This window comes from Burkholderia sp. 9779_493, assembly GCF_015712215.1.
Taxonomy (GTDB): Bacteria; Pseudomonadota; Gammaproteobacteria; order Burkholderiales; family Burkholderiaceae; genus Burkholderia; species Burkholderia cenocepacia.
This window is the reverse complement of the sequence record NZ_JACCQA010000029.1, coordinates 1-13128: the sequence shown is the minus strand read 5'-3', so window position 1 is coordinate 13128 and position 13128 is coordinate 1. Positions and strand designations below refer to the sequence as shown.

10 protein-coding genes and 1 pseudogene are annotated in these 13128 nt (G+C 65.6%); 9 read left to right on the top strand and 2 right to left on the bottom strand.

The features are described 5' to 3' along the window. Positions 1 to 34 precede the first annotated feature (34 nt). Both H0X95_RS25780 and H0X95_RS25775 read left to right on the top strand, forming a co-directional pair. A complete protein-coding gene (locus H0X95_RS25780) occupies positions 35 to 628 on the top strand; it encodes a LysE family translocator (RefSeq protein ID WP_058902351.1) in 594 nt (197 codons plus the stop codon). A gap of 230 nt (positions 629 to 858) precedes the next feature. Next, positions 859 to 1938 (top strand): purine-nucleoside phosphorylase, encoded by a 1080-nt coding sequence (locus H0X95_RS25775; protein WP_059722083.1) that lies wholly within the window; start codon positions 859 to 861, stop codon positions 1936 to 1938. Positions 1939 to 2156: 218 nt separating this feature from the next. Here H0X95_RS25775 and H0X95_RS25770 read toward each other — a convergent pair whose 3' ends face one another. Together H0X95_RS25770 and ceoR are read right to left on the bottom strand one after the other, a co-directional pair. After that, positions 2157 to 2450: a DUF4148 domain-containing protein gene (locus tag H0X95_RS25770; RefSeq protein ID WP_006491979.1), complete on the bottom strand. Its 294-nt coding sequence runs from the start codon at positions 2448 to 2450 to the stop codon at positions 2157 to 2159. A gap of 416 nt (positions 2451 to 2866) precedes the next feature. Continuing rightward, a complete protein-coding gene (gene ceoR / locus H0X95_RS25765) occupies positions 2867 to 3871 on the bottom strand; it encodes a putative multidrug efflux transcriptional regulator CeoR (RefSeq protein ID WP_006484497.1) in 1005 nt (334 codons plus the stop codon). 174 nt (positions 3872 to 4045) lie between these two features. Here ceoR and H0X95_RS25760 point away from each other — a divergent pair, with 174 nt between their 5' ends. The 7 genes and pseudogenes from H0X95_RS25760 to H0X95_RS25730 all read left to right on the top strand — a co-directional run. Beyond that, positions 4046 to 4906 (top strand): alpha/beta hydrolase, encoded by an 861-nt coding sequence (locus H0X95_RS25760; RefSeq protein ID WP_006484499.1) that lies wholly within the window; start codon positions 4046 to 4048, stop codon positions 4904 to 4906. Between the two features lie 32 nt (positions 4907 to 4938). Further along, on the top strand, positions 4939 to 6156 hold the full coding sequence (gene ceoA, locus H0X95_RS25755; RefSeq protein ID WP_058902350.1) for a multidrug efflux RND transporter periplasmic adaptor subunit CeoA: 1218 nt from the start codon (positions 4939 to 4941) through the stop codon (positions 6154 to 6156). A gap of 45 nt (positions 6157 to 6201) precedes the next feature. Beyond that, positions 6202 to 9402: a multidrug efflux RND transporter permease subunit CeoB gene (ceoB, locus tag H0X95_RS25750; protein WP_006484500.1), complete on the top strand. Its 3201-nt coding sequence runs from the start codon at positions 6202 to 6204 to the stop codon at positions 9400 to 9402. 10 nt (positions 9403 to 9412) lie between these two features. Then, on the top strand, positions 9413 to 10948 hold the full coding sequence (opcM, locus tag H0X95_RS25745; RefSeq protein WP_006494234.1) for a multidrug efflux transporter outer membrane subunit OpcM: 1536 nt from the start codon (positions 9413 to 9415) through the stop codon (positions 10946 to 10948). A 201-nt stretch (positions 10949 to 11149) separates the two neighbouring features. Beyond that, positions 11150 to 11719: a GNAT family N-acetyltransferase gene (locus H0X95_RS25740; protein ID WP_059722081.1), complete on the top strand. Its 570-nt coding sequence runs from the start codon at positions 11150 to 11152 to the stop codon at positions 11717 to 11719. Positions 11720 to 11794: 75 nt separating this feature from the next. Further along, complete coding sequence (locus H0X95_RS25735) at positions 11795 to 11959, top strand: hypothetical protein (RefSeq protein ID WP_154641174.1); 165 nt, start codon at positions 11795 to 11797, stop codon at positions 11957 to 11959. 234 nt (positions 11960 to 12193) lie between these two features. Continuing rightward, positions 12194 to 13128 (top strand): annotated as a pseudogene (locus H0X95_RS25730) (phage late control D family protein); the annotation flags it as partial.

Genomic DNA, 13128 nt, shown 5'->3' with positions numbered 1-13128 from the left:
CTTCCATCGACGGTATTGATGCCATCGACGACCGATGAACGACTTCCTGTTCGGGCTGATGATCGCGCTGTCGGTCGGGCCCGTCGCGCTGATGATCGCGAACTACGGCATGCGCGCCGGCACGGCGACCGGCGTGCGCGCGGCGATCGGAGTGGCCGCTGCCGACGGCTGTTATGCGGTCGTCGCGTTCACCATCGGCGCGCTGCTCGCGGGCACGCTCGCGTCGCATCTGTCGCTGTTCCGCCTGGTCGGTGCGTGCGTGCTGCTCGCGATGGGCGCGCGGATGCTGTGGCAGGCGCTGCGTGACCGGCGCCGCACGCTCGATGGCGACGTCCCGCCGCCGCCGGGCAATCGCCCGTTCATGTCGATGTTCTTCGTCACGCTCGCGAACCCGCTGACCATCCTGCTGTTCTACGGCTATGCGACCGCTGCCGCCGGCGCGCATCGGCACTGGCTGCTCGGCGCCGCGTGCGTGTTCGCGGGCAGTCTCGCCGGGCAGCTCGTGTTCGCGTTCGGCGGCAGCGCGATCGGGCGTTTCGTGAAATCGCCAGCGTGGCTCGCGGCGAGCCATGGGGTCGCCGCACTCGTCGTGCTCGGCTACGGCGTCGCGGGGCTGATGCGCGTGTAGCGCGGCGCGAAGCGACCGACGTCGCGCACGGCGACGAACCCGATAGCATTCCTGATGTTTGCAAGGCCGCGACGAATGCGCGATTTTCCGTCGCGCAACACGCCTCCGTTCGCACGAAACACCGCCAGCCGTTTCGTAGCCGGGTTCCGCATCGCGTACGCCCGTTCTATACTCGTCGCGCAGTCTCCGAGAGCCGTTCTCACCCAACATCACCGAAACAAGGAACGCCGATGCTGACTCGCTCCATCCTTTCCGCCGCCGCATTCTCGCTTGCCGCCTGTGCGACCGCGCCGTCGATCGCGCAGGACAACCAGGGCAACGATGCAGGCAATGCAGCATTCGCCGAGACCGGCTCGCATGGCCGCCCGGTCAAGGTCATGATCATCACGATGTTCGGCCCGGAAGGCCAGGCATGGCTCGACCGGCTCGGCCCGTGGCGCGACATCACCGTGCCGGGCCTGTCGCCCGACTATCCGGCTGTCCACTGCAACAAGCAGGACGTGTGCGTGGTCACGACCGGGATGGGCTATGCGAACGCGTCGGCGACGACCATGGCGCTCACGTTCTCGCCACGCTTCGATCTGCGTCGCACCTATTTCCTGATCTCGGGCATCGCGGGCGTCGACCCCGCACAGGGCACGGTCGGATCGGCCGCGTGGTCGAAATACCTCGTCGATTTCAGCCTGCAGTGGGAGCTCGATGCGCGCGAGATTCCGGCCGGGTGGAACACCGGCTTTCTCGGCATCAACACGAAGAGCCCGAACGACAAGCCGCCGCTCGACTATCGCACCGAAGTGTTCCAGCTCAACCCGCAGCTGACCGACGCCGCGTACGCGCTGTCGCGCAACGTCGTGCTCGCCGATAGCGCCCAGGCGCAGGCTGCGCGCGCGAAGTTCACGTATGCGCCGGCGAACCGGCCGCCGACGGTGATCCAGTGCGATACGTCGTCGGGCAACACATGGTTCTCGGGCACGCTGATCGGCGAGCGCGCGCGTCAGTGGACCAAGATCCTGACGGACGGCAAGGGCACCTACTGCATGACCGCGCAGGAGGACAACGCGACGTATGAAGCGCTCAAGCGCGCGGCGAGCGTGAAGCGGGTCGACCTGTCGCGTGTGGCCGTGCTGCGCACCGGGTCCGATTTCGATCGGCCGTACGCGGGGCAGACGAGCGCCGACAACCTGTTGAACTACGCGGACCAGGGCGGCTTCGCCCCGGCGACCGAAAACCTGTACCGCGCGGGTAATCCGCTGGTGCAGGACATCGTCACGCACTGGGGCGAATGGCGCGACGGCGTGCCGCGTCGTTGACGGCCGGACGATGACTCAGCCGGCGGTCAACGCAGTCAATGCGATTGCGGGGCCGAACGGAACGGCGTCCAGACCGGCGTGGTGTCGTCCCAGTGATCGAGCGGCGAAGGAAGTTGATCGTTCATCATGTGCTCCTGCAACTAACTGACTCGGCGAGTCGTCGACAAAGTCGTTCGAAACGCCGCGCGCGGGGCAACCCGCCGCGCGGCGTCGCGCGTTTACCGGCCCCCGCCGGCGAGCTGGTTGCCTTCCGGCGTCGAGCGATACGGGCTTTGTGCGAGTTCGAGCCCTTGCGGATACGAAGTCGCCTTGCGCAGGTATGCGAGCGTGCCGTCCTTGCGGGCCTGCACGACTTCCGCGCTCACTTCGGCGCGCGTCCGCGGGCCGTTGTGTTGCGAGTACCACGACGTGTTGCCGTAGTCGCCGGCATGCGGGGTACCCGAATCGGCGAAGGCCGGTGCGGACACCGCAAGCGCGAGAGCAAGGGCCGAGAGAAGATGGCGGCGGTTCATGGCGTCACTCCTAGAGATGTCGGAGCTGGCGCTCGAGCGCTGACTCCGGTCCCGCCAGGCGGGATCTGTTCGATGCGCAACGAGGTGCGCGACAGGGTTTACTCTAGGTATCTGTTCCGGTGCGATAAATGCGGCAGACGCGAATTGAATTGTCGTGTCAGTGGAACAATCGTCATCCGCACCGCCGGCAGGGTTATGCGGAAATGGCCGGGAGCCCCGCGGCGCGGGCTTCGCCGGGATGCGCGACGGCGACGCGCAACGACCCGCGACGACGCACGCGGCCGATTGCCGCGGGTCGCGCAAAGGTTTACTGCGGATTCGGGAAGGATCGGGGCGCCGCGCTTGACAGGCGTGCCGGGCGGCGCTCAGGCGGGATGACGCGCGTGCCGTCCGGCCCGCGCGCGGAGGTCAGGCGATTACGCGACCCACTCGTTGATGACCGGCGTATCGAGCACCGGCGCGCGTTCGGCTTCCTCGAACGTGCGCTTGCTGCACGTCGCGTCGAGGCTGCCCTTGCCGCTCAGCAGCGGGCAACGGTCGAACACTTCGGCCACCCAGTCGACGAACACGCGCACCTTCGGCGACAGATGGCGGCTGTGCGGATACACGACCGAAATCGGCATCGGCAACGGCTTGACGCCGGGCAGCACTTCCTTGAGCCGGCCTTCGCGCAAGTGCGGCAGCACCATGAACAGCGGCGGCTGGATCAGCCCGAAGCCTTCGATTCCGCACGTCACGTACGCATCCGCGTCGTTTACCGACACGATGCCCTCCATCTTCATCTCGACTTCCTTGCCGTCGATCAGGAAGGTCCAGTCGATCGTGCGGCCCGTGCGGCTCGAGAAGTAGTTGACGGCCTTGTGCTGGTTCAGGTCGTCGATCGTCTGCGGCTCGCCGTGGCGCTCGAGATAATCGGGCGACGCGACGGTCACGCATTCGAACAGGCCGACGCGGCGTGCGACGAGCGACGAGTCCTGCAGCGCACCGACGCGGATCACGCAGTCGACGCCTTCCTGCAGCAGGTCGACCGGCCGATCGGACAGGCCGAGTTGCAGGTCGATGTCCGGGTAGCGCGTATGGAACTCGCACAGCGACGGAATCACGAGCAGCCGCCCGATCGAGCCCGGCATGTCGATACGCAACTTTCCGTGCGGCTTCCGGTTGTTGGCCTGGAAGCTTGCTTCGGTTTCCTCGACGTCCGCGAGGATCCGCACGCATCGTTCGTAGTACGCGGCGCCGTCCGGCGTGAGCGAGAGCCGGCGCGTGGTCCGGTGCATCAGCCGCACGCCGAGGAATGCTTCGAGATTCTGGATGATCGTCGTGACGGACGCTCGCGGCAAGCTGAGCGTTTCTGCTGCCTTGGTGAAGCTGCTTGTATCGACGACGCGAGTAAACACCTGCATGGCCTGAAGCCGGTCCATCACAACCTCCGCAATTTAATTTGCCGCCGGAACAAGAAGGCTGCGCTACCTCGTGGGTAAACGCAGCCTCGGATTGTTCGGGGGCGTTGAATTGTGTTGCCGGATTATAGGCATTTATCCCAATGTCTGCCGGACCCAGAATTCGTTCCATCTCGAAATGGATGCTGCATCGTCATGGACGCTTCTGAATTCAGCAAATTCCTGAAAGCCGCGCTGCCCGCGCAAGCCATAGCGGGCGCGGCGCTGACGGTTGCCGAAGTGGAAATTCCCGGCTACGCGCAGGACATCGTGCTGCGTCTCTACCGCCGCCCGGACAAGACCGGGTTGCCAGTAGTGCTTTATTTCCACGGCGGCGGCTTCGTCCGCGGTTCGCTCGAAGACGCGGATTTCGCCGCGCGTTTTTTAGCAGAACGCTTACCAGCTCTCGTAGTGTCGGTCGATTATTCGCTCGCGCCGGCCTTTCCTTTTCCGGCCGCGCCGGAGGATGCGTATCGCGCCGCCGTGTGGGCCGCGACGCGCGCCCGCGCGTTCGGCGGGAACCCGAAGAAGATCGGGGTCGCCGGGCACGACGCGGGCGGCCAGCTCGCGAACTGCCTCGCCTTCATCGCACGTGACCGCGGCGAAGTGTCGATCGCCGCGCAGGCGCTGTTCGGGCCGATGCTCGACCCGAGCATGACGCGCATCGGCGACGCCGAGCGCCTCGCGTCCGACATCACCGCGCGCGAATGCGCGGCCTGCTATCGCGCGTATCTGCCGCAGGCCGCGCAGCGCATGCACCCGTACGCGGCGCCGATCGAATCGGTGCGCCTCGCGGGGCTGCCGCCGACGCTCGTCGTCACCGCGCAGAACGACGTGCTGCACGTCGAAGCGGAGAACTATGCGGGCTGCCTGATCTCGTCGGGCGTGCTCACGCAGGTGATCCGCTACCCGGACATCACGCACGCCGCGCTCGCCACGCACGAAGCCGCATTCGAGGAAGCCGTGCGCTTCTTCCAGTGCCGCTTCCAGGCCCGCCAGCCGAACCGTCCCGAATAACCAGAACCAATCCACGCTTACTGGAGATCCACATGGCCATCCTACGCACCTCCCGTTCCCGAATCGCGACCGCGGCGATCGTCACGCTCGCCGTCGTCGGCCTCGGCACGTTCGGCGCGATGCGCGTGAGCGCGAACGCCCCCGAGAAAGCGGCGGCGCCGCTGCCCGAAGTCGACGTCGCGACCGTCGTGCCGCAGACCGTGACCGACTGGCAAAGCTATTCGGGCCGCCTCGAGGCGGTCGAGAAAGTCGACGTGCGCCCGCAGGTGTCGGGCACGATCGTCGCGGTGAACTTCAAGGACGGCGCGCTCGTGAAGAAGGGCGACGTGCTGTTCGTGATCGACCCGCGCCCGTACCAGGCGGAAGTCGACCGCGCCGCCGCGCAGCTCGCGGCCGCACAGGCCCGCAACGGTTACGCGCAGAGCGACTGGCAGCGCGCGCAGCGGCTGATCGGCGACAACGCGATCGCGAAGCGCGACTACGACGAGAAGCAGAACGCGGCGCGCGAAGCGAACGCGAACCTGAAGGCCGCCGAAGCCGCGCTGGAAACGGCGCGCATCAATCTCGGCTATACGCGCATCACCGCGCCGGTGTCGGGCCGCGTGTCGCGCGCGGAAATCACGCTCGGCAACGTCGTGTCGGCCGGCGCGTCGGCCGCGCCGCTGACGACGCTGGTATCGGTGTCGCCGATCTACGCGTCGTTCGACGCCGACGAGCAGACCTACCTGCAATACATCAACGGCGCGCGCAGCGGCCGCAAGGTGCCGGTCGAGCTCGGCCTCGCGAACGAAACCGGCTACTCGCGCAGCGGCGAGATCGATTCGGTCGACAACCGGCTCGACACGTCGTCCGGCACGATCCGCGTGCGCGCCCGCTTCGACAACGCGGACGGCACCCTGGTCCCGGGCCTCTACGCACGCGTGAAGGTGGGCGGCAGCGCGCCGCACGAGGCGCTGCTCGTCGACGACGCGGCGATCAACACCGACCAGGACAAGAAGTTCGTGTTCGTCGTCGACCAGCAGGGCCGCGTGTCGTATCGCGAAGTGCAGCAAGGGATGCAGCACGGCAACCGGCGCGTGATCGTGAGCGGGCTGTCGGCCGGCGACCGCGTGGTCGTGAACGGCACGCAGCGCGTGCGTCCGGGCGAGCAGGTGAAGCCGCACATGGTCCCGATGACGGGCGGCGATGCGCCGTCCGCGCCGCTCGCGAGCACCGCGAAGCCGGCCGCACCGGCGAAGGCGGATTCGTAAGCGGCGCGCCGCTTCGCATCCGCGTTCAACCAGACAGAGCAACCCATGAACATTTCCAAATTCTTTATCGACCGGCCGATCTTTGCAGGAGTCCTATCGGTGATCATCCTGCTCGGCGGGGTGATCGCGATGTTCCTGCTGCCGATTTCGGAATATCCGGAAGTCGTGCCGCCTTCGGTGATCGTGAAGGCGCAGTACCCGGGCGCGAACCCGAAAGTGATCGCCGAGACGGTCGCGTCGCCGCTGGAAGAGCAGATCAACGGCGTCGAGGACATGCTCTACATGCAGTCGCAGGCGAACAGCGACGGCAACATGACGATCACCGTCACGTTCAAGCTGGGCACCGATCCGGACAAGGCCACGCAGCTCGTGCAGAACCGCGTGAACCAGGCGCTGCCGCGCTTGCCGGAAGACGTGCAGCGGCTCGGCATCACCACGGTGAAGAGCTCGCCGACGCTGACGATGGTGGTCCACCTGATCTCGCCGGACAACCGCTACGACATGACCTACCTGCGCAACTACGCGCTGATCAACGTGAAGGATCGCCTGTCGCGGATCCAGGGCGTCGGCCAGGTGCAGCTGTGGGGTTCGGGCGACTACGCGATGCGCGTGTGGCTCGATCCGCAGAAGGTCGCGCAGCGCGGGCTGTCGGCCGAGGACGTCGTGCAGGCGATCCGCGAGCAGAACGTGCAGGTCGCGGCCGGCGTGATCGGCGCATCGCCGTCGCTGCCCGGCACGCCGCTGCAGCTGTCGGTGAACGCGCGCGGCCGTCTGCAGACGGAAGACGAATTCGGCGACATCGTCGTGAAGACGACGCCGGACGGCGGCGTCACGCACCTGCGCGACATCGCGCGGATCCAGCTCGACGCGTCCGAGTACGGGCTGCGCTCGCTGCTCGACAACAAGCCGGCCGTCGCGATGGCGATCAACCAGTCGCCGGGCGCGAACTCGCTGCAGATCTCGGACGAGGTGCGCAAGACGATGGCCGAGCTGAAGCAGGACATGCCGGCGGGCGTCGACTACAAGATCGTCTATGACCCGACGCAGTTCGTGCGCTCGTCGATCAAGGCCGTCGTGCACACGCTGCTCGAAGCGATCGCGCTGGTCGTGATCGTCGTGATCGTGTTCCTGCAGACCTGGCGCGCGTCGCTGATTCCGCTGATCGCGGTGCCGGTGTCGATCATCGGCACGTTCTCGCTGCTGCTGGCGTTCGGGTATTCGATCAACGCGTTGTCGCTGTTCGGGATGGTGCTCGCGATCGGGATCGTGGTCGACGATGCGATCGTCGTCGTCGAGAACGTCGAGCGCAACATCGAGAACGGGATGAACGCGCGGCAGGCGACCTACAAGGCGATGCAGGAAGTGAGCGGGCCGATCATCGCGATCGCGCTGACGCTGGTCGCCGTGTTCGTGCCGCTCGCGTTCATGTCGGGCCTGACCGGCCAGTTCTACAAGCAGTTCGCGATGACCATCGCGATCTCGACGGTGATCTCGGCGTTCAACTCGCTGACGCTGTCGCCGGCGCTGTCCGCGATCCTGCTGAAGGGGCACGGCGACAAGGAAGACTGGCTCACGCGTGTGATGAACCGCGTGCTCGGCGGCTTCTTCCGCGGCTTCAACAAGGTGTTCCATCGCGGGGCGGAGAACTACGGCCGCGGCGTGCGCGGCGTGCTGTCGCGCAAGACGCTGATGCTCGGCGTGTATCTCGTGCTGGTGGGCGCGACGGTGCTCGTGTCGAAGGTCGTGCCGGGCGGCTTCGTGCCCGCGCAGGACAAGGAATACCTGATCGCGTTCGCGCAGTTGCCGAACGGTGCGTCGCTCGACCGCACCGAGAAGGTGATCCGCGACATGGGTTCGATCGCGCTGAAGCAGCCGGGCGTCGAGAGCGCGGTCGCGTTCCCGGGGCTGTCGGTGAACGGCTTCACCAACAGCTCGAGCGCGGGCATCGTGTTCGTCACGCTCAAGCCGTTCGCGGAACGGCACGGCAAGGCGCTGTCGGCCGGCGCCATCGCGGGTGCGCTGAACCAGAAGTACGGCGCGATGAAGGATTCGTTCGTCGCGGTGTTCCCGCCGCCGCCGGTGCTCGGCCTCGGTACGCTCGGCGGGTTCAAGATGCAGATCGAGGATCGCGGCGCGGTCGGCTACGCGAAGCTGTCGGATGCGACCAACGACTTCATCAAGCGCGCGCAGCAGGCGCCTGAACTCGGCCCGCTGTTCACGAGCTACCAGATCAACGTGCCGCAGCTCAACGTCGATCTCGACCGCGTGAAGGCGAAGCAGCTCGGCGTGCCGGTGACCGACGTGTTCAACACGATGCAGGTGTATCTGGGTTCGCTGTACGTGAACGACTTCAACCGCTTCGGACGCGTGTACCAGGTGCGCGTGCAGGCCGATGCGCCGTTCCGCCAGCGCGCGGACGACATCCTGCAACTGAAGACACGCAACGACAAGGGCGAGATGGTGCCGCTGTCGTCGCTGGTCACCGTGACGCCGACGTTCGGCCCGGAAATGGTCGTGCGCTACAACGGCTACACGGCGGCCGACATCAACGGCGGCCCGGCGCCCGGCTTCTCGTCGGGGCAGGCGCAGGCCGCGGTCGAACGCATCGCGCACGAGACGCTGCCGCGCGGCGTGCGCTTCGAGTGGACCGACCTCACGTACCAGCAGATCCTCGCGGGCGATTCGGCGATGTGGGTGTTCCCGATCAGCGTGCTGCTCGTGTTCCTCGTGCTCGCCGCGCTGTATGAAAGCCTGACGCTGCCGCTCGCGGTGATCCTGATCGTGCCGATGAGCATTCTGTCGGCGCTGACGGGCGTGTGGCTCACGCAGGGCGACAACAACATCTTCACGCAGATCGGCCTGATGGTGCTGGTGGGGCTGTCGGCGAAGAACGCGATCCTGATCGTCGAATTCGCGCGCGAGCTCGAACACGACGGCAGGACGCCGCTCGAGGCCGCGATCGAGGCGAGCCGGCTGCGGCTGCGCCCGATCCTGATGACGTCGATCGCTTTCATCATGGGCGTGGTGCCGCTCGTCACGTCGACCGGCGCGGGTTCGGAAATGCGTCATGCGATGGGGGTCGCGGTGTTCTTCGGGATGCTCGGCGTGACGCTGTTCGGGCTGATGCTGACGCCGGTGTTCTACGTCGTGCTGCGCACGCTCGCGGGCGGCAAGATTCACGTCGCCGGCAAGGACTCGGCGGGTTATGGCGTGTCGCCGTCGGGTGCGTCGGCTTCCGATGCTTGAGGATAGAAAGATGGACAACATGCACAACACGAACGGCCTGATGCGCTTCGCGAAGGTGGCGGCCGCGAGCACCCTGCTCGCGACGCTGCTCGCCGCGTGTGCGGTCGGCCCCGACTACCAGCGTCCCGACGCGGCGGCGCCCGCCGCGTTCAAGGAAGCGCCGACCCTCGCCGCCGGCGAGCAGGCCGGCACGTGGAAGACGGCCGAGCCGTCGGATGGCGAACACCGCGGCGAATGGTGGAAGGTGTTCGGCGACCCGGTGCTCGATTCGCTCGAGACGCAGGCGCTTGCCGCGAACCAGAACCTGAAGGCCGCGGCCGCGCGGGTCGAGGAAGCGCGGGCGGCGACGCGTTCGGCGCGCTCGCAATGGTTCCCGCAGGTCGGCGCCGGTTTCGGGCCGACGCGCGAGGGGCTGTCGTCGGCGTCGCAGTTCCAGCCGCAGGGCACCGGCCCGACCAACGCGACGCTGTGGCGCGCGCAGGGCACGGTGTCGTACGAAGCCGACCTGTTCGGCCGCGTCGGCCGCAACGTCGAGGCGTCGCGTGCCGACCAGGCGCAGAGCGAAGCGCTGTTCCGTTCGGTGCAGCTCGCGCTGCAGGCGGACGTCGCGCAGAACTACTTCGAACTGCGTCAGCTCGATTCGGACCAGGACCTGTACCGCCGCACGGTCGAGTTGCGCGAGCAGGCACTGAAGCTCGTGCAGCGCCGCTTCAACGAAGGCGACATCAGCGAGCTCGACGTGTCGCGCGCGAAGAACGAACTGGCGAGCGCGCAGGCGGATGCGGTCGGCGTCGCGCGCCGGCGCGCGGCGTCCGAGCATGCGCTCGCCATCCTGCTCGGCAAGGCGCCCGCGGATTTCGCGTTCAAGGAAACGCCGATCGTGCCGGTCGCGGTGAAGATTCCGCCGGGCCTGCCGTCCGCGCTGCTCGAACGCCGCCCGGACGTGTCGGCGGCCGAACGCGCGATGGCGGCCGCGAACGCGCGGATCGGGCTCGCGAAGTCGGCGTACTTCCCGAAGCTCGATATCACCGGGTCGTTCGGCTATGAAGCGTCGACGCTCGGCAACCTGTTCCTGTGGTCGAGCCGTACGTTCCTGCTCGGGCCGTTCGCCGGCACCGCGCTGACGTTGCCGCTGTTCGACGGCGGACGGCGGGCGGCCGGCGTGCAGCAGGCGCGCGCGCAGTACGACGAGCAGGTCGCGAACTACCGGCAGCAGGTGCTCGTCGCGTTCCGCGAGGTCGAGGACAATCTCGCCGATCTGCGCCTGCTCGACGACCAGATCCGCGCGCAGGATGCGGCCGTCAATGCGTCGCGCCGGGCCGCGACGCTGTCGCGGACGCAGTACCAGGAAGGCGAGGTCGCGTATCTCGACGTGATCGACAGCGAGCGCTCGGTGCTGCAGTCGCAGTTGCAGGCGAACCAGTTGACCGGTGCGCAGGCGGTGTCGACCGTCAATCTGATCCGTGCGCTGGGCGGCGGGTGGGGCGCGGCGCCGACGGCGGTCGGCGATGCGGCGTCCGTCAAGGCGGAAGTGGCGGCGCGGTGACGCGCGAACGGCGGGCGGTTCGTCGCTCGCCGGCCGGGAAGCGAAGAACCCCGGCATGCAGGCGCAGGTCTGCATGCTGGGGTTTTGTATGGTTCATCGTAAATTGGCGGGGAGGAACGTCGGCGATCGGCCATTTTGATACGCTCGACGCCGCCGATCAAACCGTTGACAATCATCTTTCCCGGACACGCACCGATCGGCATGAGCGCAATCGAATTGTTGAGACCTACGCTTGCTTTGCTGCCGCGCTACGTTTCGGCGCTCGAGGCCGGATGGTCGCCTGACAACGTCCGTAAGGCGATCGCCGCGCGCGAACAATTGGATGCTATCGGCGTCGATGCCGTGCGATTCGTGAACGGACTGGACGATCCCGCTGCATCGGACGGCCCGATTCCTTTACCCGATGGCGCGACCGTCGCGCGGCTCCCGAGCATTGTCCGCTGGATATGGGACGGTGATTTCTGCGGCGCGATCGGATTTCGTTGGCAGGTCGGAACCGCCGAGTTGCCGTCATACGTACTCGGACATATCGGCTTCTCGGTTGTGCCGTGGAAGAGGGGAAACGGCTACGCCACGCAGGCGCTCAATCTGATGCTGGGCGAAGCGAAGACAGCAGGTCTGCCCTATGTCGAACTAACGGTCGATCCGGAGAATATCGCCTCGCGGAAGGTGATTGCTGCGTGCAATGGTGTATTGATCGAGCACTTCAGAAAACCGGCCGCCTACGGATTCGCCGAGGCTCTTCGCTATCGCATTGAATTGAACGACTGAGCAGGGCGCGGTTCGGAAAGGCAGCGCTATCTGGAGGGAGTTTTCGACGGCATTTTCTATGCGCCGATCATTGCGATGAAGGACTTGCCGCGTGCAGTGAAGCGACATGGTTGTGCCGTCAATCTCGGGATGACCAACATGCATATGGCCGCAATCGTCGATAAATATATGACTGATAACCCAGATCGCTGGGGCGCGGTGACCAACAATGCGTACGCAGCCAATGGTTCAGGCATGTAGAAAAATCGGCACCCCTGCAGAATAGACGTTCACAGAGGGCCGTATAAGTCATTCAATTACGCGGATGTCATTTTCTATCGACGCGACGAATAATCAGTAATGGGATGGAGCGGACGTTATCAACATTGACCATTTTTGAGATTCGCTAGATCCGCTGTTCTGTACAATCGCCTGCGAGGGCAAAGTGAAATTACCACTTAGCAAGCGTGCGTAGGGATAAAGAAAGGTATGCAGATGGATGTGCGTAATCTAATGCATTTCATTCGAGGCGGGTTGATTCAGCAAGACCGGCTTCTCAAGCTTGACACGTCATTGGGACACGACATGTTGCTCCCGCACCAGATGATCGGTGATGTGCGACTCGGGCGCGACTTTGAGTTTGTCGTCGATGTTGTTTCGACGACGTCGAGCGTCGAGCTCAAGAACCTTATTGCGCAACCTGCGACGCTGTGGATCCAGCAGGGTGGTGGTTCGTATGCGCCGCACAACGGCTACGTGCATACAGCGAGACGTCTCGGAGCAGACGGAGGGCTGACATTTCACCAGCTCACGATCTCCTCGTGGATGCACTTCCTGCGATTTCGTCGCGACCAGAAGATCTGGCAGGACAAACCGGTCGATCGTCACCGACGTTTTCAACGCTCATCCCCAAGCACGCGGCTTCTTCGAGTTTCATCTGTCCCGGACCCTGCCGTCACTCTCCTTCTGCCGCCAGGACGAAACTGATTGGAATTTCGTCCACCGGCTCCTTGAATCGGAAGGGCTCTACGGCTACTGGAAGCACGACAGCGACGGCAAAGCACATCGCCTCGTCATCACCGATCGCCTGACAGCACTCGACGAACCGCTGCCGCTCACTTTTTCACGCGCGGGCACGACGGTCGCATCGGACGCACTCACGGAGTGGAGCGGCACACGAACGTTGCAGAGTACGTCGCTGACCACTCGCACGTTCGACTACAAGAACCCTGCGAGCGCTTTCAACGCGAAGGGCACATCGTTGCCGACGATGCCAAATCAAGGCGCGCTACCGGAGCAAGCGGAGGTGTATCAGTACACCGGCGCGTACACCTTTATGGCCCAGGGCCGAGGTGACGCGCTTTCGAAAATCCGCCTCGAAGAATGGGAATCGCGGTCGAAGCGCTTTTTTGGTATCGGTGGATGGCGAG